The following is a 23644-nucleotide window of genomic DNA, read 5'->3' as shown; positions in this document are numbered from 1 at the left end:
GAAATTAAACTGGAGCGGGAAACGAGTCTCGAACTCGCGACCTCAACCTTGGCAAGGTTGCGCTCTACCAACTGAGCTATTCCCGCATATTGAAAAAGAACAATCAACAAGTAATCGGAATGGAGCGGGAAACGAGTCTCGAACTCGCGACCTCAACCTTGGCAAGGTTGCGCTCTACCAACTGAGCTATTCCCGCTCTGATATTTGTTGCTTCGTATATCGAAGAAGACGCAATTATTATGGATTTAATCGCGTGCGTCAAGTGTTTTGTTTTTATTTTTTTAAAAAATTTATTTGAATTCTTTCCATGCCATTTTCAGGTAGTAGCACATTGACCAAATGGTCAATACAGATGCTATAAACATCAATATGTTACCAATGAGATAGAAAGGATCGTTATATTTGTCTGTGCCGATAAGCAAAAGGAAGATGGCGATCATTTGGGCAGTGGTTTTGAATTTACCGATGGTTGCCACGGCAACGCTGCCGCGTTTGCCCATTTGCGCCATCCATTCGCGCAAGGCGGAAATGGTAATTTCCCGGCCGATAATAATCATGGCGAAGATGGCGTATGTCCTGCCAAGGCTGACGAGAAGGAGCAGGGCAACTGCGACCATGAGTTTGTCGGCAACGGGGTCGAGGAATGCGCCAAAGTCGGAAGTTTGTTTCCAGCGGCGTGCCAAAAAGCCGTCGAACCAGTCTGTAATAGCGGCAAGTGCAAAGATAATAGCGGCTGTCCAGTTGACGGTTTGCGGTTGAATCCATGTGTTCGGTAAATAGAATAGGATGGTGAACACGGGGATTAATAGGACGCGCATCCAGGTAAGTAAAATAGGTATGTTCCAAGGCATGGTTTGGGACCTTTGGGATGATGTGTCGGGTTGTTCATTATAGCTTATTTGTTCACTCTGCTTTTTGAAGTGTTGTTTTTTTGCCGATAAGTATCTCGGGCATAGGTTTTTATCGTGTGGGTTGTGAAGAAAATCTGCTAAGGCCGTCTGAAAAATAGGCTGTTGTGGGGTGTAAATGTTTTTGGGTAGAAAAGTAGCTGCGAAATAGTGGGCAATAAGGTCTGCCTGCTGTTCGATATTTAATTGGTTGATGTGGGGTAAGGGGATGGGATAGGCGTAAGCTTTGCGTTTTCTGTATCCGCCTTTGAGCATGATGAATAGGCCGGAAAGCCAAACTTTGTGACCGCGCTGGTGTTGCCAGACATGTGTCAGCTCATGAATCAGCCAAATTTTGTAGGCTATGCCGGCTTGAGTGAAATCTTCGGGGCAGTGTTTACGCGGAAAGTATATGTTTCCATTGGGCGCAATGGCGGTATTGGCGTTGGGTATAAGTGGAATGCCGCGATATATTTTGATGCGGTGGAAGTCTATGCTGTCCGCAAAAACTTGTTTTGCCATACGGACTTCATTTTCGGTCAGTCTGCGCCAATCGGAAAAAATCATATTTGGAAGAGAATAAATATAAGAGGGTATGAAGATTTCAGGCCGTCTGAAAGGTTTCAGACGGCCTGGGTCGGGATTTATTGTTCTGTTGAAGCAGCTTGTTTGCCGTTGTCGAACAATTTGTCCATGGGTGTCAGGTTGACTGCATTGCCTTGGCTGACTATCCATTTGTTTTCAACACGCCATACGCCTGAAGCATCTTCAACGCGTAAGTACCAATGGTTGGTTGGGCGTAAAGGCTTAAAGACGGCTTCGTATTCCATGCGGCCGTTTTGTGGTTCGGCTGTTACGGCGCGCAGCTTGACGGTTTGGTCATCGGCTTTGCGCGTCGGGTGCATCAACAATAGGTTTAATAGCTGTTTGGTATCGAATTGTCCGCTGACGAATACTTTGGCGGCATTCATATCCGGACTGATTAAGACCTGCACCTGAATTTGCCGTTTAACGGCTTCTTCATCGCGGTGAAGTTGGATTTCGATGTGTTTGCCGTCTTTGTAGTAATCGTCAGACACCAAATCTGTCGTGTGTTCTTTTGCGACGAAGAACATGGAAACGCTGGCGATAACGACGAAGATGGGGCCGGCCATCAGCACCCAGGGCCAAATATGTTTGTACCAAGGTTTGATTTGGGGTTGTGGGGACACCGTTTATTCTCCGATAAAGGTTGCTTTTTCTTCTAAAGTAGTCGGTTTGGAGTCGGCAGAGCCGGTCTCACGATAGGTAAAGGTAAATTCGATCGGATGGCTGCCTTTGTCGGCGTATTCGGGAATGGTAGATACCTGTACCGGGATGGTAACGGTTTCCCGCGGCGCAATTTTAATACCGTTTTCAGGCAGGCCGGTCAGCGCGATTTCATCAAAGCCTTTGACGGTTGCGGTCATCAGTTGTTCGTTTTCACTATTGTTGATAATGCGCAGGTTATAGGCATTTTCCAACCAGCCTTGGCTGTTTTCGCGAACCATGACGCCACGGTCTTTCAGGATATCGACTTCGACCATTTTTCGGGTGGAAATGCCGACCAGGAAGGCAATGATGACCACCAAGAGTACTGCGCCATAACCGGCTACGCGCGGACGTTTCAAGCGTTTTTTGATGTCGCTTTCAGGGTATTCGTGTTCCAACGCGCCTTCGGTCGTATAACGGATCAAGCCACGCTCGTAGCCCATTTTGTCCATGATTTCGTCACAGGCATCGATACACGCCGCACAGCCGATACATTGGTATTGCAAACCGTTGCGGATGTCGATACCGACGGGGCAGACTTGCACGCACATGGTGCAGTTGATGCAGTCGCCCAAGCCGCTGTCTTCTTTGTTGGCGGTTTTCTTGCGTGCGCCGCGCGGTTCGCCGCGTTCGGCATCGTAAGAAATAATTAGCGTGTCTTTGTCAAACATTGCACTTTGGAAACGTGCATACGGACACATATGCAGACAAACTTTTTCGCGCATGATGTGGGCGAAGAAGAAGGTTATGAATCCATAAAATGCTGCGGCAAACATCGCGCCGCCGCCTGCTGCTCCGGCAAACAAATCAGGAACAAACTGGCGGATCGGGACAAACCAGCCTGCAAAAGTAATGCCTGTCCACGCGCAGACAAGGAAAATCAGCAGGTATTTGGTGGCTTTGATGCGAATTTTAGTAAAGTTCCAAGGCGATTTTTCCAGTTTCAGGCGTTTGTTTCTATCGCCTTCGACCAAGTTGTCGATCCACAGCATAATTTCGGTGTAAACCGTTTGCGGGCATGAATAGCCGCACCACAAACGACCGGCAATGGTTGTCCACCAAAACAATCCGAATGCGCAAATCATCAGCAGCAAGGCAAGGTAGATCAAATCGCCCATGCCCAGCGACAGTCCGAAAATGAAGAAATGACGGTCAGGGATATTGAATAAAACCGCCTGACGGCCGCTCCAGTTGAACCATGGAATAACGTAAAATACAAACTGGGTCGCCAATACGGCGGCGATACGCAGTTTGGCAAAGCGTCCTTCCGCCTTTTTAGGATGGATGCGTTCGCCTTCGGGATGGATTTGAATCACGCTGGATTTGGGTTTGGAAGGTTTGGGCGGAGTGGCTTTTGCTGTTTTTTCTGTTGAGGGTGTGGTGTTTTCAGCTTGGTTTTCTGGTGACATTTCAGTGTTCCTTGATGAAGTGCACACAAGCCTGTTGTCATGGTAGTAGTTTGATGTGAATATTTTCAGACGGCCTTTCGCGTGCATACAAATCATAACATTTGACTCTATTCAAAGCAAAAGAGGGACTTCGTCTTAACGATGGATTCCTTGCGGCCGTTTGATGTAGGGCCGTCTGAAAAGGGCAGTATTCAAAGGTTTATGGTTCGGCCTGTGTGCAAACTTATAGTGATTTGCTATTTACACGATAAAAATATATAAAGCACTGTTTCAAAACGAAATAACAGTTAATATCATCTGTCCCGTCCGTTTCGGGCAACCGAGTGGAAACAGGCCGTCTGACAAAGCGAATATCAAAAGCTATCCTTGAAAGCACGGCTGATTCAGGCGATAATCGGTACACCTTTTTTCATATTTCCAATCTTGTCCAAGGAAGGTCAAACCATGTCTCAACTGGCAAACGCAATCCGTTTCCTCTCAGTCGATGCCGTACAGAAAGCAAACTCCGGCCACCCCGGCGCACCTATGGGTATGGCGGAAATGGCGGAAGTATTGTGGACGAAGTTCCTCAACCATAACCCTGCCAACCCTAAATTCTACAACCGTGACCGCTTCATCCTCTCCAACGGCCACGCGTCTATGCTGCTGTACAGCCTGTTGCACCTGACCGGCTACAACGTATCCATCGAAGACTTGAAAAACTTCCGCCAATTGCACAGCAAAACCCCCGGCCACCCCGAATACGGTTACACCGACGGCGTGGAAACCACGACCGGCCCGTTGGGACAAGGTATTGCCAACGCAGTGGGCATGGCTTTGGCCGAAAAAATCTTGGCTGCCGAATTCAATAAAGACGATTTGAACATCGTTGACCACCACACCTACGTCTTCATGGGCGACGGCTGCATGATGGAAGGCGTGTCGCACGAAGCCTGTTCGCTTGCCGGCACTTTGGGCTTGGGCAAGCTGATTGTTTTATATGATGACAACAATATTTCCATTGACGGTAAAGTGGACGGCTGGTTTACTGAAAACATCCCGCAACGCTTTGAAAGCTACGGCTGGAATGTGATTCCAAATGTAAACGGTCATGATACCGATGCCATTCAGACGGCCATTGAAGCAGCCAAAGCCGAAACCGGCAAACCTTCCCTCATCTGCTGCAAAACCTTAATCGGCAAAGGCAGCGCCAACAAAGAGGGCAGCCACAAAACCCACGGCGCACCTTTGGGCACGGACGAAATCGAAGCTACGCGCAAACATTTGGGTTGGACATATCCTGCGTTTGAAATTCCGCAAGAAATCTATGCCGCATGGAATGCAAAAGAAAAAGGCGCAAAACTTGAGGCCGAATGGAACGAGCTATTCGCTCAATATCAAGCCAAATACCCTGCCGAAGCTGCAGAATTCGTGCGCCGCATGGATAAAAAACTGCCTGATAACTTCGATGCATACGTTCAAGCAGCATTGAAAGAAGTGTGCGCCAAAGCCGAAACCATCGCCACCCGTAAAGCCAGCCAAAACAGCATCGAAATTCTGGCCAAAGAGCTGCCCGAATTGGTGGGCGGTTCAGCCGACCTGACCCCGTCCAACCTGACCGACTGGTCGGGCAGCGTCTCCGTTACCCGTGAACACGGCGGCAACTATATTCACTACGGCGTACGCGAGTTCGGCATGGGCGCCATCATGAACGGCCTTGCCTTGCACGGCGGTGTGAAACCCTTTGGCGCGACTTTCCTGATGTTCAGCGAATACGAGCGTAATGCTTTGCGTATGGCATCGCTGATGAAAATCAACCCTGTATTTGTGTTCACTCACGATTCCATCGGTTTGGGTGAAGACGGTCCAACCCACCAACCTGTCGAGCAAACTGCCACTCTGCGCCTGATTCCAAATATGGATGTATGGCGTCCATGTGATACCGTTGAATCTTTGGTAGCGTGGTCTGAGGCCGTTAAAGCGGCCGATCATCCGTCCAGCTTGATTTTCAGCCGTCAAAACCTGAAATTCCAAGCACGCAACGAACAACAACTGAACGACATCAAACGTGGCGGCTACGTCATCAGCGAAGCCCAAGGCAACGCCCAAGCCGTCATCATTGCCACCGGTTCTGAAGTTGAATTGGCTCTTGAAGCGCAAAAAGTATTGGCAGAACAAGGTATTGCCGTGCGCGTTGTTTCCATGCCTTCTACCAATGTATTTGACCGCCAAGATGCCGCCTATAAAGCCGCCGTTCTGCCGGAAGGCTTGCCGCGCGTAGCCGTAGAAGCCGGACACGCTGACGGTTGGTATAAATACGTTGGTTTGAACGGCGCCGTGGTCGGTATCAACCGCTTCGGCGAGTCTGCACCTGCTGACTTGCTGTTCAAAGAATTCGGCTTTACCGTAGACAATGTGGTTGCTACTGTGAAATCCGTTTTGTAAATCAGATTTTTGATTGAGATAAAAAGGCCGTCTGAAATTTCAGACGGCCTTTTATTTTTCAACTGGTTAAACAGTTTCTGCTTCAGGTTTGACCTTGTTTTTCTTAAACTTCAACATGGCTTCTTCTTTTGCAGCATCCCAGTCTATGCGCACGAAGCCGCCCTCGGCGAGTTTGCCGAACAGGAGTTCGTCGGCGAGCGGTTTGCGGATTTTTTCCTGAATCAGGCGGTGCATCGGGCGCGCGCCCATTTGTGGGTCGAAACCTTTTTCCGCCAGATATTTGCGCAATGCTGGCGTGAACTCGGCTTCGACTTTTTTGTCGAGGAGCTGGTGTTCGAGCTGGAGCAGGAATTTGTCCACGACTTTGACGATAATGGGTTCGGACAAGGGCGCAAATGGGATAATCGCGTCCAAGCGGTTGCGGAACTCGGGCGTGAAGAGTTTGTTGATTGCCTGCATTTCGTCGCCGCGTTCGCGTTTGGCGGTAAAGCCGAGGCTGGGGCGGCTGAGGCTTTCCGCGCCTGCGTTGGTGGTCATAATCAGGATGACGTTGCGGAAATCGGCACTCTTGCCGTTGTTGTCGGTCAGTTTGCCTGCGTCCATGACTTGCAGGAGGACGTTGAAAATGTCGGGGTGGGCTTTTTCGATTTCGTCCAAGAGCAACACACAATGCGGCTGTTTGTTGACGGCTTCGGTCAAAAGGCCGCCCTGTTCGAAACCGACGTAGCCCGGCGGCGCTCCGATGAGGCGCGATACGGCATGGCGTTCCATGTATTCGGACATATCGAAGCGTTGCAGCGGTACGCCCATCGAGTAGGCAAGCTGTTTGGCGACTTCGGTTTTGCCGACGCCGGTCGGGCCGGAGAAGAGGAAGCTGCCTATCGGTTTGTCGGGCAGGGCGAGGCCGGAGCGCGACATTTTGACGGCGGCAACCAGCGCGTCGATGGCGTTTTCCTGACCGTAAACCATGTTTTTCAAATCGCGGCTGAGGAATTGCAGCACTTGTTTGTCGTCGTGGGATACGGTTTTTTCAGGAATCCGCGCGACTTTGGCGATGACAGTTTCGATTTGCGCTTTGCCTATGACTTTTTTCTGTTTGGATTTGGGCAAAATCCGTTGCGCCGCGCCTGCTTCGTCCATTACGTCGATGGCTTTGTCGGGCAGGAAACGTTCGTTGATGTAACGGGCGGAAAGTTCGGCTGCGGCTTCAAGTGCGCCTTGCGTATAGCGGACTTGGTGGAAATCTTCAAACATCGGTTTCAAGCCGCGCAGGATTTGCACGGTTTCGGCGACGGTGGGTTCGACCACGTCGATTTTTTGGAAGCGGCGGCTTAAGGCGTGGTCTTTGTCGAAAATGGTGCGGTATTCATCGTAGGTGGTCGCACCGATGCAGCGCAGCGAACCTTTCGCTAGTGCGGGTTTGAGCAGGTTGGACGCGTCCATCGTGCCGCCGCTGGTGCTGCCCGCGCCGATGATGGTGTGGATTTCGTCGATAAACAAAATGGCGTGCGGGATTTTTTCGAGCTGTTTCAAGACGGATTTGACCCGCGCTTCAAAGTCGCCGCGGTATTTCGTGCCCGCCAAAAGTGAACCCATATCCAGCGCGTACACTTCGGCTTCTTTCAGCGCGTCGGGAATGTCGCCGTTGACGATTTGATGTGCCAAACCTTCCGCCAGCGCAGTTTTGCCCACGCCTGCTTCGCCGACTAAAAGCGGATTGTTTTTGCGGCGGCGGCACAGGATTTGCACCAACCGTTCCATTTCGTGTTTGCGACCAATCAAAGGGTCGATACGGCCGGCTTTGACTTCGGCGTTGAGGTTGACGGTGTAGTCGGAAAGTGAGCCGGTTTTTTGTTCTGCTTCTTCGCCCTCACGTTCCAGGCCGTCTGAATCATTGCCGTCTTCGTCATCGGGTGAGCCATGGGCAATGCAACGCAAGACTTCAAAGCGCGTAATGGATTGCAATTTGAGGAAATAAACCGCATGGCTTTCGGATTCGCTCATCATGGCAACCAAAATATCCAAAGGCTCTACTGCGGCTTTGCCGGCAGACTGGGTATGTACCATCGCCCGCTGGATGACGCGTTGGAAGCCCAATGTCGGCTGGGTTTCGACCGTATCCAGAAGATGATCGGGAATTTGCGGCGTATTTTCGGCAACACTGGCGGCCAGCTGCTCGGACAGGACTTTCAAATCCGCACCACACAGTTTCAAGACGTTTGGCACAGCCGCATCTTCTTCTATCAGCACCAAAAGCAGGTGTTCCAAGCTGATAAACTCATAACGCGCGTTGCGTGCTTCACGGTAGAGCAGTTGCAGGATGTGTTCCAATTCGGGTGAAAGCATGGTTTAAACCTCTTCGACTATACATTTGAGCGGATGCCCTTCAGCTTTGGCGCGTTCCATGACCTGATGCTGCTTGGTTTGTGCAATATCGTGCGTGTAGGTGCCGCACAGGCCTTTGCCTTCGTGGTGCACCAGCAACATAACGGCCACGGCCTGTTCTTGTGCAAGCATAAAGACTTCGGTCAGGATTTCGACGACAAATTCCATGGTGGTGTAATCGTCGTTCAATAAAAATACGCCGTAACGTTTTGGCGGCTGTGTGTTGATATCGCTGAGCAGGGTATCGGATTGGTGGTCGGTATTCGGATGGTTCATGATCTTAGATTTCAGTTTTCAGACGGCCTGTTTTAGAGTGCAAACCGTTTTCTGTTGTATTTCGGCCAATTTTTTCTATTTTCCCACTTTTTTGAAAACATAGCTTGACGTTTTGTCTTAACAAATGTAAAAAGACGGTTAAGCAGAAGTTGGCACTCGACCGCGTAATAAAAACGGGGGAGAAACGCTGAACGTTTTAGTTTGCTGTATGCCTTGTTTTGCTGATTTTGTTAATTTTTAAGTATAGGAAGTTTCTAATGGCAACCGGTATCGTAAAATGGTTTAACGACGCTAAAGGTTTTGGTTTCATCACTCCTGACGAAGGCGGCGAAGATCTGTTCGCTCACTTCTCAGCGATCAACATGGAAGGTTTCAAAACCCTGAAAGAAGGCCAACGCGTGTCTTTCGACGTAACCACCGGCCCTAAAGGCAAACAAGCTGCTAATATTCAAGCTGCTTAATCAAATGCGCGGCATAAGCCGTAAAATCATGGCGGGGTTTCCCGCCATTTTTTATGGGCGTTCGAGTCAAAAATTATGAATCAAAATTCATCTTATCAAAATGCTTTAAACCAGTTGGACGAGCTTATCCGTCATTTTCGCAGCGAAGGCGAGGTTAGCTGCGCCGTTGCCGAGCGTGAAGACCAAATCTTGATCCGCCTTGCCGATTTGAAACTGGATTTGCGCCCTGAAGATGAAAAAGCGATTGCCGATATAGACTGCTTTTACCGCCGCCATGTTTTAAGCAAATAAACGTTTCAAAACCGTTTGCCGTTTTATTTTTTAAGCATGCCTGATAAAATAGGCCGTCTGAAAAGTTTGTAAAGAATCAGCACAATGAGTATTGCCAATAATAAAAAAGCCTTTCACGATTTCTTTATCGAAGACCAAATCGAAGCCGGTATAGTATTGGAGGGATGGGAAGTCAAAGCCATCCGCGCTGCACGCGTGCAATTAAAAGAAAGCTATATCTACTGGAAAAAAGACGCATTCTATTTGGTGGGCTGCCACATTACCGCATTGCCCACTGCCTCGACACACGTCAAACCCGATCCTGTCCGTCCGCGTAAGTTGTTGTTGAAACAATCGGAAATCAATAAGTTAATCGGCAAAACCGAACGCGCCGGTTATACGATTGTGCCCTTAAACCTGCATTACACCCGCGGTAGAATCAAAGTGGAAATCGGTTTGGCCAAGGGTAAGAAACAGCATGACAAACGTCAGAGCCTGAAAGAAGCGGATTGGAAGCGTGAGAAGCAGCGTTTGATGAAAAACGTACGTTGATTTTTTCAGACGGCCTTTTTATAAAGGCCGTCTGAATATTTATTGTTTGAAAATTTTAAAAAGGAAAACAGATGAAAACCATGATTTTAGTGGCGGCTTCAGCCGTATTGTTGCTGGGCGCGTGTTCCACTACGGAACAAAGAGTATTGAAACCTGAAGAGCTGACCAGCATCAAACATGTCTGCATCATTCAAAATGCAAAAGTAAGGCCGCATGATTTGGATCGTGCTTTGTCTAAAGCGTTGGCAAAACGCGGTATTGGCAGCACTATTGTGACAGCGGACAACCGCGGCAAACTGTATGATTCTTCTTGCCCGTATAACCTGCGTTACAAAACCAAAGGCAATGACGAAATCTTGCGTAAAGGCGTATTTGTGTTGCGAAGCACGAAGTATGCGGTTTCTACTGTCAGCTACTCTTTAAATGATGAAAATCACTTCCGAACCAACCCTGATTTGGTGAAACAGGCTGAAGGCGTTGTAGCCAAGTTGTTGGAAAAAAACAGCAAATAAAAGCCAGAATAAAAAACCGGCTTGCCGTGATATGGAGAATATCGGGCAAGCCGGTTTTATTTTCAGACGGCCTTAAATGGATTTGATTTTTTCCCAAAGGGTTTTGACCGTACCTTGATAGTAGGTTTCGGAAGTGCAATAGACTGTTTCTAAAGCGCATTGTCCTTGTGAGCCGTATTTTTTGATACACTGGTTCAAGGCAATTTGATGCACGGTTTTGAAACGTGGGGAGGTAATGGCCACTACATTTTGAGCAGTCAATTTGCCCATGGCTTTAGGATAGGCAACAGCGATACAGGTGTTGTGCAGAGGGACAACAGTTTTACAGCCTGTTGCTTGGCCTGCGCTGATACCGGCTAAGGCATCTTGGCCTTTGCAGAATGTTTCGAGTTCGGCTGTCGCATCCAGTTGGGTGGCATTTTCTTTGGTGGTTTTGATTTGCAGAGCTTCATTGCTGTCGGCAGGGTTTTGCCACATGGCCAAGTAGCCGTAAGTATCGGCAGCCAGGGCGGCAGGAGTCAGTGCGCAAAGGATAAGTGTCATTAGTGTTTTTTTCATGTTTGTTCCCTGTTTGTTGGGTATTTGTCGTTATTATAAAGCAAAAGTACTTATTTGATATAAATTTGCTTTTAAAATGAATATTTGAGTGTGGTAGATAGATTATAGGCCGTCTGAAATTTCAGACGGCCTTTTGATTATGTTTTAAAGAATAGGGCGTAGCTTAGAGGCTTATACGCCGTGGCGGTCGAGCCAACGTTCGGCATCAAGCGCGGCTTGGCAGCCGGAAGCTGCGCTGGTGATGGCTTGACGGTAGGTGTGGTCTTTGACGTCGCCTGCCGCCCATACGCCTTCGATATTGGTTGCGCCGACATTGTCACCGGTACCGCCTTTGGTTTTTAGGTAGCCGGTTTCATCCATATCGAGTTGGCCTTTGAAGATATCGGTGTTGGGTTTGTGGCCGATGGCGATGAAAACGCCTTTTACAGCGATTTCTTCAGTGCTGCCGTCATCATGTTTCAGGCGTGCACCAGTAACGCCGCTTTCGTCGCCCAAGATTTCATCAACCGAGCTGTTGAGCTTGAGGATGATTTTACCTTCTTCAACCCGTTGCATGAGTTTGTCCACCATGATTTTTTCGGCGCGGAAGCTGTCGCGGCGGTGAATCAGGGTAACGGTGTTGGCGATATTGGCAAGGTAGAGGGCTTCCTCCACAGCGGTATTGCCACCGCCGACTACGGCAACATCTTGTTTTTTATAGAAGAAACCATCACAAGTTGCACAGGCGGAAACGCCTTTGCCGGCAAAGGTTTCTTCGCTTGGCAAACCTAAATATTTGGCGGATGCGCCGGTGGCAACGATGAGCGCATCGCAGGTGTATTCGCCCATATCGCCTTTGAGGGTAAACGGACGGTTTTGCAAATCAACGGTGTGGATTTGGTCGAAAATCATTTCAGTGCCGAAGCGTTCGGCATGAGCTTGGAAACGGGCCATCAGTTCCGGACCTTGTACGCCTTCTGCGTCGGCAGGCCAGTTGTCCACTTCGGTGGTGGTCATCAGTTGTCCGCCTTGCTCAACGCCGGTAATGATCACAGGGTTAAGGTTGGCGCGGGCGGCATAGACAGCGGCAGTATAGCCGGCAGGGCCGGAGCCGAGGATGATGAGTTTGTGATGGTTGCTCATGATGGTTTCCTTGCTGATAAATGATTGAATTTTGTCGTATCTACGCTTTCAGATGGCCTAAATTCTACTTGAATCTGCCGCCGTCTGAAATATGTTTGTCGTTTGGGTTTAGTGGCTGTCTTTCCATTGATAGTATTTTGAACCAAGGTAAGAGCCGAGTTTGCGTAGGAACGGCTGGGTAATAATGTTGCTGTGGCGCAGTTGCTCGAAAGGTTTCAGACGGCCGTCATCACCCATGATGGCTTCGGCAATCGCTAAACCGGCAATGCCGGTAATTGCCATGCCGTGTCCGGAGTAGCCTTGTGCAAAAAAAACGGTAGGGGCGAGGCGGCCGAAATGTGGGGCGAGGTTGCGCGTAATGTCGCATTCGCCGCCCCAAGAATGCTCGATTCTGACATCGGCAAGTTGCGGGAAAACTTTCAGCATGTCTTGGCGGACGAGTTCGGTCATGCGGTCTGGATCGTCGATAAATTCGTTGTCTTTGCCGCCAAAGAGCAGGCGGCCGTCGGCGCTGAGACGGTAGTAGTCGAGGACGTGGCGGTTGTCGCAGATGGCCATATTGTTGCGGATCAGGTCTTTAGCACGCTCGCCCAGAGGCTCGGTGGCGATGATAAAGGTGCTGACGGCAATGGCTTTTTGTTCCAATACTTTGAATTTCGGGTGTAAACCGGCATAAGTATTGACGGCATAAACGAGGTTTTTGCACTTAACGCTGCCATTGGGTGTATGAACCAACCAGCCGTTATCGCATGGCTCGATACGTGTCATCGGGGACTGCTCAAAAAGTTGTGCACCTGCATCGGCTGCCGCTTTGGCAATGCCTAGGGTGTAATTGAGCGGGTGCAAGTGGCCGGATAAAGGATCAAATTGCGCGCCTTGATACCTATCGCTGGCTAGTTGTTGCTTCAGCGTGGCTTTATCCCAAAGCTGGTAATGGCTTGCGCCATAATGTTTTTGGGCGTGTTCGTGCCATTGCTGCAATTCTTCCCAATGCTGAGGACGGACGGCGACGGTCGCATAGCCGCGTTGCCAATCGCATTGGATATTGTGTTTTTGAATGCGCGAGTCAACCAGTTCAACGGCTTGCAGGGATTGCTGCCAGAACCATTGGGCCTGTTCTAAGCCGACTTGTTTTTCGATCTCTTCCATGCCGCAGGCAAAGTCGCTGATGACTTGTCCGCCGCTGCGGCCTGATGCGCCGAAACCGATACGGGCGGCTTCAAGCACGATGACTTCATGGCCGTTTTCGGCAAGCGGTAGGGCGGTGCATAAACCGGTCAAGCCGCCGCCGATAACGCAGGTTTCAGTTTTCAGACGGCCTTCGAGCGTCGGATAAGACGGATGGGGATTGGCTGTGCTGACATAGTAGGAAGGAAGGTATTCTTTGAAGCTGGGATTGATCATGATTTGGGCTTTAGGTTGGTTTTCACTTTATTGAAAACAGGTTTTCAGACGGCCAGGAATATGGGCTTAAGTTTAGGCCGTCTGAAAGGATAAAATGCGGTTAATAAAACAGGCTGTTCCGACGCTTTATCGGACAGCCTGTCTGCATATTAGGCGGCTTTTTCGGCTGCCAATTTTTCTTGGCGGTAGGCTTCGGCAGCCTCGCGTTCCCGTTTGGTTGCCTGACGCATCATCCAGTAGTTGACGACAATCACTAGCGTACCGATGATACCGATCAGAATGGTTGCCAAAACGTTCATCTGAGGGTCAAGACCGAGTTTGATTTTGGAGAAAATCACTTGCGGCAATGTCGATGAACCCGGGCCTGATAGGAAGGAGGTAATGACCAAGTCGTCCAAAGACAGGGTAATGCCCAAGAGGAAGCCGGAAGCAATCGCAGGGGCAATCAGCGGCAGGGTAATCACGAAGAAAATCTTCAGTGGACGGGCGCCCAAGTCCATAGCTGCTTCTTCCAAGGATTGATCCAATTCCACCAGGCGCGAGCGGATGACGACGGTAATGTACGCCATGCAAAGCGTGGTGTGGCCGAGGAAGATGGTGAAGAAACCGCGATCGAAGTAGAGCGATTGCAGCAATTCGCTGCCTTGCAGGAACATTTGCACCTGAATAATCAGCAGCAGCATGGACAAACCGGTAATCACATCAGGCATCACCATAGGCGCGGAAATCATACCGGCAAACAGGGTGCTGCCACGGAAGCGTTTAATCCGCGCCATAGCGTAGCCTGCCAATGTGCCGAGTGCTACGGCGGCAAGCGAGGAAACGATGGCGATACGCAATGACAGCCAAGCTGCTTCCAAGATGGTGTCGTTTTCCATCAATGCGCCGTACCATTTGGTTGAGAAACCGCCCCAAACGGTAACCAGCTTGGATTCATTGAAAGAATAAATGACCAAAACCACCAGCGGAATATAGAGGAATGCCAGCGAGAGCAGGAGCATCAGTTTCAAGAACCAGGATAATTTGGTTTTCTGCATTATTTGCCTCCTTCTTCCAATTCGCGGTTTTCATAGTGTTGGAACAGGGCAATCGGTACAACCAGCAGGGCAACCATGACGACGGCAACGGCAGAAGCCAGCGGCCAGTTGTTTTGGTCGAAGAATGCCTGCCACAATACTTTACCGATCATCAGGTTTTCAGAACCGCCCACCAATTCAGGAATCACAAATTCACCGACAGCCGGAACGAAGACCAACATAGAGCCTGCGATGATGCCGGTTTTGGACAAAGGCAGGGTAATGGTAAAGAACGATTTGATCGGACCTGCGCCCAAGTCAGAAGCGGCTTCGAGCAGACGGTTGTCCAGTTTTACCAATTGTGTGTACAGCGGCAAAATCATAAACGGCAAATAAGCGTAAACCATCACCAAATTCAGCGAAAACGCATTATAGAATAAGTCTAAAGGCTCGCTGATGATTCCGTATTTGATTAAGAAATTGTTGATGATGCCGTTGTGTCCCAATAAGCCCATCCATGCGTAAACACGCAACAGGAAAGAGGTCCAGAAAGGCAGCATGATTGCCAACAGCAGGCCGTTGCGCGCAGCCGGATTGGCGCGTGAAATGGCATAAGCAGTCGGATAACCGATCAACAGGCAGATGATGGTTGTCGTCAGCGCCGTCTTAATCGAAGACCAGTAGGTCATCAGATAGATATTGCTGTTTTCACTGTCGCCAAACGGATTGAGCGTATTCCAAAAGTTTTGGAAGATGTCGGCGTAGTTCTGATAGCTGATGGCAATGTTCAGACGGCCTAAGTCTTCATCAATCGTTGTCAGCGGCGTAAATGGCGGAATGGCAATTTCTTGTTCGGCAAAGCTGATTTTCAATACGATGGCGAACGGAATCAGAAACAGAATCAAAAGCCAAATATACGGCACGGCAATCACTGCACGCTGGCCGGGGCGGCGGAACAGTTTGTTTTTCAGTTTTTTAAGGTTCATTGCATTTCCCTCAAATTAACTGAACAGAGGTGTCGGTTGGTTTTCAGGCCAGCTGATATAGACAGTCTCATCCCAGGTCGGCGGCGTAATGTTGCGCACATACCAATAAGGGGCGGGAACTTGGCTTTTGACGACACGGCCGTTGGCAAGTTTGATGTGGTAAATCGCAAAGCTGCCCAGATAGGCAATTTCTTTAACCGTACCTTGGGCCCAGTTGTGCGCGCCCAAGTGTTCCGGTTTTTCTTTATGCAAATCAATGTCTTCAGGGCGGATGCTGATCCAGATTTCATGGTCGTTTGGAACGCCCAAGCCGTGGTCGATGCGGACGTGGTTTTCCAAGCCGTCACATTTGACGATGGAGAAATCGGCGCGGTCGTCAATAACGACGCCGTCAAAAATATTGGTTTCGCCGATAAATTCAGCGGTAAAGCGGCTGTTAGGGTAGTCGTACACGTCGCTAGGCGTGCCGACTTGGCGCAATTGGCCGTCGGACATAATGGCGATACGGGTAGCCATCGTCATCGCTTCTTCTTGGTCGTGGGTAACCATGATACAGGTTACGCCGACTTGTTCCAGCGTATTGACCAATTCCAGTTGGGTTTGTTGGCGCAGTTTTTTATCGAGTGCGCCCAAAGGTTCGTCAAGCAGCAGGATTTTCGGACGTTTTGCCAGGCTGCGCGCCAAAGCGATACGTTGTTGCTGGCCGCCGGAAAGTTGGTGCGGCTTGCGTTTGGCGTATTTGGTCATTTGCACCAGGCGCAACATTTCTTCGACGCGGGCGTCGATTTCGCCTTTAGGCATTTTGTCTTGTTTCAGGCCGAAAGCGATGTTTTGTTCAACGCTCATGTGCGGGAACAGGGCATAGCTTTGGAACATCATGTTGATTGGGCGCTCATACGGGGCAAGCTTGGTAATGTCTTGACCGTCGAGAATGATTTTGCCCTGATTGGGGCTTTCCATGCCTGCCAACATGCGCAGCAGTGTGGATTTGCCACTGCCTGAGCTGCCCAAAAGGGCAAAGATTTCGTGTTGATAGATGTCCAAGTCGATGTTATCGACAGCGTAATTGTCACCAAACTTTTTCACCAAGCCTTGGATTTGCAAATAAGGTTTGGCTGAAGACGCAGTGGTTGCGGTCATAATGGCAATACTCCAAAAAGAAAGACGAGTACCGGCAAAACGGATTTTCGAATGGGTGATAAAAAGCTGTTTGATTGCTGGCGGGAGTCGGACGGAGGCCGTCTGAAACTCTTGTAAAGCGCACGGGCAGCGTGGATAGAAAGCAGTTTAAGCCTAAGCTTTTGCTCTCGGCAAACTCAATATTATATTAGCCTAAGCCTGTTAGGGGCAATATGAAATTGCTTGTATCGGCTGATTTGAAACAAATAGGAAAGGAAAGGCAGGCAGGGGAACAGGATAGTAAAAATGGGTAACGTTGTTTTTCTGCACAAAAGGGTTTAATTGTTATACGAATGTCTTAAACAATTATTCAAAATAGAATAAAATACGCAAATTGCATTAATTTTAATAAAGTCGTGCGGATTGCGTTTTATGCGGGCAAGATGGTTTTGTTCTAAATAAAAACCAAATCCGCTATATGAATAAAAAGGGAAAACATGAGCATTAAAGAATGGCCCGAGGGGGAGCGGCCGCGCGAGAAGCTCTTGGCGCACGGTGCGGCGGCGTTGAGTGATGCGGAGTTGCTGGCGATTTTGCTGCGTGTCGGAACGCGCGGTATGAGCGCGGTTGATTTAGCGCGTTATTTGTTGAGTGAGTTTGGCAGCTTGGGGAAGCTGATGAGTGCGGATGCCAAAACACTCGCTGCTTATAAGGGCATGGGCTTGGCGAGTTATACTCAATTTGCCGTGGTCAAAGAAATCGGACGGCGGATTTTGGGTGAGGATTTGCAGGAGCAGATTGTTTTGTCAAACCCGAAATCGGTTGCGGATTATCTGCGCCTGCATCTTGGGCATGAAAAAATCGAGGTCAGCGTTGCTTTGCTGCTCAACCGTCAAAATCAATTGATTGCGGTACGGGAATTGTCGCGCGGTACGGTGGCGGAAAATACGGTTTATATTCGTGAAATCGTCAAATTGGCATTGGATGAATATGCCGACAGTTTGATTTTGGCACACAATCATCCGGGCGGTTCGGCAAGGCCGTCTGAATCTGATGTGCAGTTTACAGAGCGTTTGAAACAGGCTTTAAGTTTGGTCGATATTACGCTGTTGGACCATTTTATCGTGACGGCAAAAGAAACCTGTTCTTTGCGCCAACAGGGCTATATGTAAGGATGAATGTTCAGACGGCCTCAGTAGGATTAGGTTACCTTACTGAGGCCGTCTGAAGGATTATTGCGTTACTTCGTCGGAGGACTCTTCTTTATAGATGATTTCTTCCGATTTTGGCTTTTCTTTGCTCTTTTCCTTTTCCTTCTCTTTTTCTTTATCCTTGTCTTTTTTACCGTCAGGAATGGCGGCATCAATCACTGCCCCCGTTCCTTTGACAACCAATTTTCCGGCAGTCAGGACGGTTGTAGCAGCCAAATCAACAGCCGCACCTACAACGCAGCAGTTAAGCGTCAAGCAAAGGGCAAGTGCCGGAAGTAGACGTTTTGTGCATCTCAATGATTGCATCCGCAGTGTCCTTCATGATGATGGTCGCATCCGAGTGCTTCTTGCCAAGCATCATCATCGCCGTCAAATTCTTCGACTTCGTCAAATTCACCGTTTTCTACCATGCTTACCAGCTCTTCCAAGTTTTCTGCGCCTTCTACCCAAAAGCAGGGAATATCGGGCGGCGTGTCGGGGGCAAGCAGGGCGGCTTGTTGATCGTGCCAAGCAATCCAATAGCCGTTTTGCGTTTTTACGAATACGGCATCGGGGTGGATGGTTTCATTTTCGGTATTGACCAGCATTCTGTCAGCGATATCTGTTTGAAAAGGTAAGGTTTGCATGATGGTTTGAGAATGTGAGAAAAGAAAGTATTGTAACATGGCAAAAACAAACGCACCGTCTGAGTCAGGCGGTGCGTTTGTGTCTCGGCAACTTGGGTGCGGTCAGTTTAGAAGTGTCAGCCGCACCGGGAATGTCATTCCGTCAAGATTATTTGTCGTCGTTAGCCAAAACGAAGCGGTAAATAGCCGCGCCCACTGCTGCGCCGGCAATAGGAGCCAACCAGAACAACCACAGTTGTTCAACAGCCCAGCCGCCTTGGAACAAGGCAACACCGGTAGAGCGTGCAGGGTTAACGGAAGTATTGGTCACAGGAATGCTGATCAAGTGAATCAGGGTCAGACCCAGGCCGATAGCAATAGGGGCAAAACCGGCCGGAGCCAGTTTGTCGGTAGAACCCATGATGATGATCAGGAAGAATGCGGTCAGTACGAATTCGATCAGCAAAGCAGCCATCATGTCGTAACCGTTAGGAGAGTGTTCGCCGAAACCGTTGCTGGCAAAGCCGGAAGCAACAGCATCAAAACCGGTTTTACCGGAAGCAATCAGATACAGAACGCCTGCTGCGGCAATCGCACCGATGACTTGGGATACGATGTAAGGCAACAAGTCTTTACCGTTGAAACGGCCGCCGATGAAAAGGCCGACGGAAACGGCAGGGTTGAAGTGACCACCGGAAATATGGCCGACGGCGTAAGCCATGGTCAGTACGGTCAAGCCGAATGCCAAGGCGACACCGGCAAAGCCAATGCCGAGTTCAGGGTAGGCTGCTGCCAATACTGCGCTGCCGCAGCCGCCGAATACCAGCCAGAAAGTGCCGAAAAATTCTGCAAAATATTTTTTCATTTGTTTTTCCTCGTAAAGGGTGGGGGTGTTGCCGAAGGCATGAATCATAATAATATTGTTTCTAATCGAAAAATGGATTTACCTGTTTTTTCCGGTCTTGACAAAAGGCCGTCTGAAAATGGTGACAAACGGGTAGAAATATGCATTTTGCAGGTAGAGTTTGGTTGATTGAACTTTGTTTATTTATGAAGCAAATACCGTCAATGTAAAAGCATTTAGATTTGTAAGAAATGTTGTTTATAGATTACTTATTTGCTTGTTTATTTGATTGGAATTGCTGAACCATATCTGATTTAAAAAGGCCGTCTGAAAAGTTTTCAGACGGCCTTAATTTTAAGCAAGGATAAATTAATCCAGATGGTCGCTGCTTTGCGCCAAGATGGTGCGGTTGCCGTTGTTTTCCGCCGGGGAAACAATACCATCGGCTTCCATTTGTTCAATCAGGCGGGCGGCGCGGTTGTAGCCGATGCGCAGTTGGCGTTGGATATTGGAAATGCTGGCCTTACGCGATTTCAAGACAACGGAAACGGCTTCGTCATACATGGGGTCGAGGTCGCTGTCGTTGCTGCGGCTGGTGCCGGTAAAGTCTTCGGTGGAACCGTTGCTCAAAATATCGTCGATATAGTCGGGTGCGCCAAATTGTTTCAGGTATTCCACTACGCGGTGAACTTCATTGTCGGAGGCGAATGCGCCGTGTACACGTTGCGGATAGTTGGTACCGGGTAGCTGGAACAGCATATCGCCTTGGCCGAGCAGGTTTTCCGCGCCCATTTGGTCAAGAATCGTGCGGCTGTCGATTTTGCTGGACACTTGGAAGGCAATGCGTGTCGGAATATTAGCTTTAATCAGACCGGTAATGACATCCACGCTTGGGCGTTGGGTGGCAAGAATCAAATGGATGCCGGCTGCGCGTGCTTTTTGGGCGAGGCGGGCAATCAGTTCTTCAATTTTCTTACCGGCGGTCATCATCAGGTCGGCAAATTCATCTACGATGACTACGATAAACGGCAGTTTTTCCAATGGCTCAGGGTCTTCAGGCGTGAGGCTGAACGGGCTGCCGATTTTTTCGCCACGAGCGGCGGCTTCGGCAATTTTTTGGTTGAAACCGGCAAGGTTGCGCACGCCCATAAAGCTCATCAGGCGGTAGCGTTTTTCCATTTCGTTGACGCACCAGTTCAGTGCGTTTGCGGCCAGCTTCATATCGGTCACGACGGGGGCGAGCAGGTGCGGAATGCCTTCGTAAATGCTCAACTCCAGCATTTTCGGGTCAATCATAATCATGCGCACGTCTTCAGGCGTTGCTTTGAAGAGCATGGACAGAATCATGGCGTTCACGCCTACGGATTTACCCGAACCTGTCGTACCGGCAACCAGCAGATGCGGCGCTTTGGCCAAGTCGGTAACAACAGGCTGGCCGGTGATGTCTTGTCCGAGCGCAAGGGTCAGTTTGGATTTTGATTCGGTAAACGCAGGCGAATTGAAGATTTCGCTCAGGCGGATCATTTGGCGTTTCGGATTAGGCAATTCCAAGCCCATGCAGGTTTTGCCGGGGATGGTTTCCACCACGCGGATGGAAGCCACGCCAAGCGAGCGCGCCAAGTCTTTTTCAAGGTTCAAAACAGCACTGCCGCGCACGCCGACATCAGGCTCAATCTCGTAGCGCGTAATGACCGGGCCGGAATAGGAGTCCATCACTTTGACTTTAACTTTGAACTCGGCCAGTTTTTCTTCGATGGTAATGCTGTTTTCCAGCAGCTGTTCTTCAGTTTGCGAGGCGCTTGGGTCAAACTGCGGCGGCAGGAGCAGGGCAGTGGTCGGTAGAAGCGCATCGGTCAGTGTTGCCGAAGTTGGAATAGCTATGCTTGGCGTACTCTCTTGAACGCTTGGTTCTACGGTTTGAACAGGCGTTTCAACGACTGTCTGTGTATATTCAGAAGGCCTTGCGATCGTTTCAATAGATTCAATGGGTTCAATGGTTTCAACCGCTTGAATAGCTTCTGCTTCCGCTTGTATAGGCGCTTCCGGCTCAGCATCGAATTCTGTTTCTTCGACGACAGATTCGCTGATTAAATAATCGCGGATACTGCGTTCAGGTTGGTTGCTGACGTGCGCATTGACTTGCGAATCAAAAATCGGCACTTGGATTTTATGTTCAAAAGCAGGTGGCACGGGGATGTCAATCGGCGCAATCGAGTTTTGGAAAACGGGCGGCTCGGGAATATCGGTTTTAGCCATAGGGACAACCGGTACGGCAGGCGGCTCGACTACGGTTGTGTTTGGTGCGGCAGGTCGGGAAATATAAGGGGATTTTTTCACAGGCGCAGTCGGTTTTTGACGGGACGGTGTTGCCGGTGTTGCCGGTTGTGGTGCAACAGCTTCCGTGGCAGCTTGTTTACGCGCCCATCTTTCGGCGGCCGCTTCGGTATGGCGAACTTGACGGCGCAGGCTGGCAGGACGGCTGATTTGTCCTAAGTTGGCCAGAATTTCGTCATTTTCGATGGTGCGCGGAAAGTAGTCGCGCAATGGGGCAACGGCTGCGGCCAGTTTGTGGCGTGCGGCGGTACGGCGGGCAAGGTTGTCGTGAATATCTTCTGCTTGGATTTCAGATGGGAATGCCTGCATGGAAGTATAGGGGAGGATGGCTTCCTTTTCGGCAGTTCTTAAGGCCGTCTGAACGGTTTCGATATGCGGCGCATTGGCTTCTGCCACGCGGACATTATTGGCACGCGCCAAGGCACGTTCGCGTGTGCGGCGCAAGATAGGGTCGTTGTAGTCGATGATTTCCATGCCGGTCATCGGCAGGGATGAAGCACGTAACAATGGGGTTTCAACTTCGTCTTTGTAAATCGGCGCATTTTTTTCGGCCAAATGCTCGTTCCATTCTTCAACCGCAGCTTCATGCAGGGAACGAGTGGCTTCTTCTAATGTTATTTCTTCAAAATTGCTGTTTTGCACCAAAGACGGGCTGTATTCGGGCGTTTCCATTTGTGCAAACGGCGTGATTTTAGGAATACGTTCCGGTTTGGCAGATTTGCGGGTTTTAGGCGCAACTTTGATTTCTTCTTCGGTCGTTGCGATGTGTTCCAGCTCTTCGGCAACTGGCTCTGCTGCGTGCTCTTTGTCTGTTTCAGCGCGTTGCGTTTTATTGTGTTCGAGCGCGGAAAGCAGGCGGATGCGGGCGATTTTATGATTGTCGGCAGTGCGCTTGTTCATGCTGAACAAACGTTTCAGACTGTCAAGTTGGTCGGAAAAACCGACCGATCTGTCTTCTTCGTTTATTTCTTGTTCGTCGCCACTGAGTCGGGCCAATTCTTGGCGCCACTTTTGCTCTTGTTTCTGGCGCCACCAGAACAAGCCGGCTATGACAGCCAGCAGAATTAAAGCCAATATTGTCCAAAGCATGCGTCCATCCCCTTAATTAAACGGCAAAGTCCGTTATTCTAACGCTTTTTTCGGGTAAACAAAACCAGCCGAAACAAGCTTTAACGGCAAAGGCAGACAGGATTGTCAAAGCTGTGGCTTGAGACGCGTATAATAGGCCGTCTGAACATTTTGCGGATGAGATGATGATTTTTCAAAACGGATGGTTTCCCGTTGGTGTCGTGATGGCGGCATGGCCTGTGTTGCTGGTGATTTTTGCTTTGTGTGCAAAGCAGGCATGGGTGTCGGTATCGCAGCATCGTTCCGCATTCTTGGTGGCTGCCGTGATGTTGCCGCTGGCTTGGAGTTTGAATGCCTCCCCAGAAAGCGGACAACTGGCCGGCATGAGCTATCATTTGCTCGCCTTGAACCTGACGGCTTTAATGCTGGGCACCTCTGCCGCATTCTGCCTTGGCGTTTTACTGTTTTTTCCGTATTTGTGGCTTTGGGGCGATTGGCATATGTTCCCCATCAATGCCTTGTCCGTATTGCTTCCGCCTTTGTTGGTGAACTTGGGTTTCCGCCATTGGGTATCGCGATTGCCTGCCAATATCTTTATCTTTATTTTTCTGAATGGTTTTTGGGCTGCGGCGGTCGGTATGGTGTTTACCGGCGTAATTTTGGTCGGTTTGTTGGACTGGGCGGATGTATTTGATACGTCGGTATTGTGGAAAACCGCTTTTCCTGTTTTCTTCTTAATCGCTTGGGCAGAGGCATTTTTGAGCGGTATTTCAACAGCCATTTTTATTGCGCTCAAGCCGCAATGGATTTGTACTTTCGATGACGGCAGATATTTGAAATCTGCGCCTAAGATTTGGCAATAAGATATGAAGGCATCCTTGCTTGGTTTTCAGACGGCCTAATGACCGGAT

General features: G+C 49.5%; 22 protein-coding genes and 2 tRNA genes. 7 read left to right on the top strand and 17 right to left on the bottom strand.

Going from position 1 to position 23644, the window contains the following annotated elements; all coding sequences use genetic code 11:
* Positions 1 to 10: 10 nt before the first annotated feature.
* The 5 genes from BBP27_RS05055 to ccoG all read right to left on the bottom strand — a co-directional run bounded on the left by BBP27_RS05055 (position 11) and on the right by ccoG (position 3586).
* A tRNA-Gly gene (locus BBP27_RS05055) sits at positions 11 to 86 on the bottom strand.
* Between the two features lie 34 nt (positions 87 to 120).
* Positions 121 to 196 (bottom strand) — tRNA-Gly (locus BBP27_RS05050).
* A gap of 94 nt (positions 197 to 290) precedes the next feature.
* Positions 291 to 851 carry a CDP-diacylglycerol--glycerol-3-phosphate 3-phosphatidyltransferase gene (gene pgsA, locus BBP27_RS05045; RefSeq protein ID WP_003679552.1) on the bottom strand — a complete coding sequence of 187 codons (561 nt, stop codon included), beginning with the start codon at positions 849 to 851 and terminating at the stop codon, positions 291 to 293.
* Between the two features lie 680 nt (positions 852 to 1531).
* Entirely contained in the window at positions 1532 to 2041 is a 510-nt protein-coding gene (locus BBP27_RS05040) for a FixH family protein (RefSeq protein WP_265511172.1), read from the bottom strand.
* 60 nt (positions 2042 to 2101) lie between these two features.
* Positions 2102 to 3586, bottom strand: a complete 1485-nt coding sequence (gene ccoG / locus BBP27_RS05035) for a cytochrome c oxidase accessory protein CcoG (RefSeq protein ID WP_188211299.1) — start codon at positions 3584 to 3586, stop codon at positions 2102 to 2104.
* Between the two features lie 444 nt (positions 3587 to 4030).
* Here ccoG and tkt point away from each other — a divergent pair, with 444 nt between their 5' ends.
* Positions 4031 to 6010 carry a transketolase gene (gene tkt, locus BBP27_RS05030; RefSeq protein WP_188211300.1) on the top strand — a complete coding sequence of 660 codons (1980 nt, stop codon included), beginning with the start codon at positions 4031 to 4033 and terminating at the stop codon, positions 6008 to 6010.
* Between the two features lie 66 nt (positions 6011 to 6076).
* Here tkt and clpA read toward each other — a convergent pair whose 3' ends face one another.
* Positions 6077 to 8356, bottom strand: coding sequence for an ATP-dependent Clp protease ATP-binding subunit ClpA (clpA, locus tag BBP27_RS05025; protein ID WP_188211301.1), 2280 nt, complete (start codon positions 8354 to 8356; stop codon positions 6077 to 6079).
* Positions 8357 to 8359: 3 nt separating this feature from the next.
* Positions 8360 to 8671 (bottom strand): ATP-dependent Clp protease adapter ClpS, encoded by a 312-nt coding sequence (gene clpS, locus BBP27_RS05020; protein ID WP_188211302.1) that lies wholly within the window; start codon positions 8669 to 8671, stop codon positions 8360 to 8362.
* Positions 8672 to 8928: 257 nt separating this feature from the next.
* Between clpS and BBP27_RS05015 the strand changes: the two genes are divergently transcribed.
* The 4 genes from BBP27_RS05015 to BBP27_RS05000 all read left to right on the top strand — a co-directional run bounded on the left by BBP27_RS05015 (position 8929) and on the right by BBP27_RS05000 (position 10466).
* Positions 8929 to 9132 (top strand): cold-shock protein, encoded by a 204-nt coding sequence (locus BBP27_RS05015; protein WP_002217533.1) that lies wholly within the window; start codon positions 8929 to 8931, stop codon positions 9130 to 9132.
* Positions 9133 to 9207: 75 nt separating this feature from the next.
* Positions 9208 to 9423 carry a branched-chain amino acid ABC transporter gene (locus BBP27_RS05010; protein ID WP_188211303.1) on the top strand — a complete coding sequence of 72 codons (216 nt, stop codon included), beginning with the start codon at positions 9208 to 9210 and terminating at the stop codon, positions 9421 to 9423.
* Between the two features lie 84 nt (positions 9424 to 9507).
* On the top strand, positions 9508 to 9954 hold the full coding sequence (gene smpB, locus BBP27_RS05005) for an SsrA-binding protein SmpB (protein WP_003679566.1): 447 nt from the start codon (positions 9508 to 9510) through the stop codon (positions 9952 to 9954).
* Positions 9955 to 10025: 71 nt separating this feature from the next.
* Complete coding sequence (locus BBP27_RS05000) at positions 10026 to 10466, top strand: hypothetical protein (protein ID WP_188211304.1); 441 nt, start codon at positions 10026 to 10028, stop codon at positions 10464 to 10466.
* A gap of 72 nt (positions 10467 to 10538) precedes the next feature.
* Here the strand turns inward: BBP27_RS05000 and BBP27_RS04995 are convergent, their stop codons facing one another.
* From BBP27_RS04995 to BBP27_RS04970, 6 genes are all read right to left on the bottom strand, one after another.
* Positions 10539 to 11024, bottom strand: a complete 486-nt coding sequence (locus tag BBP27_RS04995) for a DUF4189 domain-containing protein (protein WP_063067886.1) — start codon at positions 11022 to 11024, stop codon at positions 10539 to 10541.
* A 171-nt stretch (positions 11025 to 11195) separates the two neighbouring features.
* Positions 11196 to 12146 (bottom strand): thioredoxin-disulfide reductase, encoded by a 951-nt coding sequence (gene trxB, locus BBP27_RS04990; RefSeq protein ID WP_070625794.1) that lies wholly within the window; start codon positions 12144 to 12146, stop codon positions 11196 to 11198.
* Between the two features lie 108 nt (positions 12147 to 12254).
* Entirely contained in the window at positions 12255 to 13550 is a 1296-nt protein-coding gene (locus BBP27_RS04985; protein ID WP_188211305.1) for an NAD(P)/FAD-dependent oxidoreductase, read from the bottom strand.
* A 149-nt stretch (positions 13551 to 13699) separates the two neighbouring features.
* Positions 13700 to 14587 (bottom strand): ABC transporter permease subunit, encoded by an 888-nt coding sequence (locus tag BBP27_RS04980; RefSeq protein WP_003679574.1) that lies wholly within the window; start codon positions 14585 to 14587, stop codon positions 13700 to 13702.
* Positions 14587 to 15552, bottom strand: coding sequence for an ABC transporter permease subunit (locus tag BBP27_RS04975; RefSeq protein WP_003746146.1), 966 nt, complete (start codon positions 15550 to 15552; stop codon positions 14587 to 14589). The genes BBP27_RS04980 and BBP27_RS04975 overlap by 1 nt, the downstream gene beginning before the upstream one ends.
* 15 nt (positions 15553 to 15567) lie before the next feature.
* Complete coding sequence (locus BBP27_RS04970) at positions 15568 to 16692, bottom strand: ABC transporter ATP-binding protein (RefSeq protein WP_003746147.1); 1125 nt, start codon at positions 16690 to 16692, stop codon at positions 15568 to 15570.
* 476 nt (positions 16693 to 17168) lie between these two features.
* Between BBP27_RS04970 and radC the strand changes: the two genes are divergently transcribed.
* Complete coding sequence (gene radC, locus BBP27_RS04965) at positions 17169 to 17843, top strand: RadC family protein (RefSeq protein ID WP_188211306.1); 675 nt, start codon at positions 17169 to 17171, stop codon at positions 17841 to 17843.
* A gap of 60 nt (positions 17844 to 17903) precedes the next feature.
* On the opposite strand, the gene BBP27_RS04960 is transcribed toward radC, so the two are convergent.
* The 4 genes from BBP27_RS04960 to BBP27_RS04945 form a co-directional block, all read right to left on the bottom strand.
* On the bottom strand, positions 17904 to 18188 hold the full coding sequence (locus BBP27_RS04960; RefSeq protein ID WP_128580756.1) for an NF038104 family lipoprotein: 285 nt from the start codon (positions 18186 to 18188) through the stop codon (positions 17904 to 17906).
* The gene (locus tag BBP27_RS04955) at positions 18176 to 18508 is read right to left on the bottom strand and encodes a general secretion pathway protein GspG (protein ID WP_188211307.1); all 333 of its coding nucleotides are present in this window, start codon (positions 18506 to 18508) and stop codon (positions 18176 to 18178) included. The genes BBP27_RS04960 and BBP27_RS04955 overlap by 13 nt, the downstream gene beginning before the upstream one ends.
* Before the next feature lie 148 nt (positions 18509 to 18656).
* Complete coding sequence (aqpZ, locus tag BBP27_RS04950; RefSeq protein WP_063067881.1) at positions 18657 to 19352, bottom strand: aquaporin Z; 696 nt, start codon at positions 19350 to 19352, stop codon at positions 18657 to 18659.
* A 348-nt stretch (positions 19353 to 19700) separates the two neighbouring features.
* Positions 19701 to 22754: a DNA translocase FtsK gene (locus BBP27_RS04945; RefSeq protein ID WP_188211308.1), complete on the bottom strand. Its 3054-nt coding sequence runs from the start codon at positions 22752 to 22754 to the stop codon at positions 19701 to 19703.
* Between the two features lie 164 nt (positions 22755 to 22918).
* Between BBP27_RS04945 and BBP27_RS04940 the strand changes: the two genes are divergently transcribed.
* Positions 22919 to 23596, top strand: coding sequence for an energy-coupling factor ABC transporter permease (locus BBP27_RS04940; protein WP_188211319.1), 678 nt, complete (start codon positions 22919 to 22921; stop codon positions 23594 to 23596).
* Positions 23597 to 23644: the final 48 nt, after the last annotated feature.

The sequence above is a fragment of the Neisseria sp. RH3002v2g genome, from assembly GCF_014596425.2.
In the GTDB taxonomy this organism is placed as follows: Bacteria; Pseudomonadota; Gammaproteobacteria; order Burkholderiales; family Neisseriaceae; genus Neisseria.
The sequence above is the reverse complement of the archived record's forward strand: the minus strand, read 5'-3'. Positions and strand labels throughout refer to the sequence as shown.

Bases quoted from the DNA above. Each gene is read 5' to 3' on its own strand.
- pgsA (WP_003679552.1), bottom strand. From the start codon at position 851: ATGCCTTGGAACATACCTATTTTACTTACCTGGATGCGCGTCCTATTA.
- BBP27_RS05040 (WP_265511172.1), bottom strand. From the start codon at position 2,041: ATGGCCGGCCCCATCTTCGTCGTTATCGCCAGCGTTTCCATGTTCTTC.
- ccoG (WP_188211299.1), bottom strand. From the start codon at position 3,586: ATGTCACCAGAAAACCAAGCTGAAAACACCACACCCTCAACAGAAAAA.
- tkt (WP_188211300.1), top strand. From the start codon at position 4,031: ATGTCTCAACTGGCAAACGCAATCCGTTTCCTCTCAGTCGATGCCGTA.
- clpA (WP_188211301.1), bottom strand. From the start codon at position 8,356: ATGCTTTCACCCGAATTGGAACACATCCTGCAACTGCTCTACCGTGAA.
- clpS (WP_188211302.1), bottom strand. From the start codon at position 8,671: ATGAACCATCCGAATACCGACCACCAATCCGATACCCTGCTCAGCGAT.
- BBP27_RS05015 (WP_002217533.1), top strand. From the start codon at position 8,929: ATGGCAACCGGTATCGTAAAATGGTTTAACGACGCTAAAGGTTTTGGT.
- BBP27_RS05010 (WP_188211303.1), top strand. From the start codon at position 9,208: ATGAATCAAAATTCATCTTATCAAAATGCTTTAAACCAGTTGGACGAG.
- smpB (WP_003679566.1), top strand. From the start codon at position 9,508: ATGAGTATTGCCAATAATAAAAAAGCCTTTCACGATTTCTTTATCGAA.
- BBP27_RS05000 (WP_188211304.1), top strand. From the start codon at position 10,026: ATGAAAACCATGATTTTAGTGGCGGCTTCAGCCGTATTGTTGCTGGGC.
- BBP27_RS04995 (WP_063067886.1), bottom strand. From the start codon at position 11,024: ATGAAAAAAACACTAATGACACTTATCCTTTGCGCACTGACTCCTGCC.
- trxB (WP_070625794.1), bottom strand. From the start codon at position 12,146: ATGAGCAACCATCACAAACTCATCATCCTCGGCTCCGGCCCTGCCGGC.
- BBP27_RS04985 (WP_188211305.1), bottom strand. From the start codon at position 13,550: ATGATCAATCCCAGCTTCAAAGAATACCTTCCTTCCTACTATGTCAGC.
- BBP27_RS04980 (WP_003679574.1), bottom strand. From the start codon at position 14,587: ATGCAGAAAACCAAATTATCCTGGTTCTTGAAACTGATGCTCCTGCTC.
- BBP27_RS04975 (WP_003746146.1), bottom strand. From the start codon at position 15,552: ATGAACCTTAAAAAACTGAAAAACAAACTGTTCCGCCGCCCCGGCCAG.
- BBP27_RS04970 (WP_003746147.1), bottom strand. From the start codon at position 16,692: ATGACCGCAACCACTGCGTCTTCAGCCAAACCTTATTTGCAAATCCAA.
- radC (WP_188211306.1), top strand. From the start codon at position 17,169: ATGAGCATTAAAGAATGGCCCGAGGGGGAGCGGCCGCGCGAGAAGCTC.
- BBP27_RS04960 (WP_128580756.1), bottom strand. From the start codon at position 18,188: ATGCAATCATTGAGATGCACAAAACGTCTACTTCCGGCACTTGCCCTT.
- BBP27_RS04955 (WP_188211307.1), bottom strand. From the start codon at position 18,508: ATGCAAACCTTACCTTTTCAAACAGATATCGCTGACAGAATGCTGGTC.
- aqpZ (WP_063067881.1), bottom strand. From the start codon at position 19,352: ATGAAAAAATATTTTGCAGAATTTTTCGGCACTTTCTGGCTGGTATTC.
- BBP27_RS04945 (WP_188211308.1), bottom strand. From the start codon at position 22,754: ATGCTTTGGACAATATTGGCTTTAATTCTGCTGGCTGTCATAGCCGGC.
- BBP27_RS04940 (WP_188211319.1), top strand. From the start codon at position 22,919: ATGATTTTTCAAAACGGATGGTTTCCCGTTGGTGTCGTGATGGCGGCA.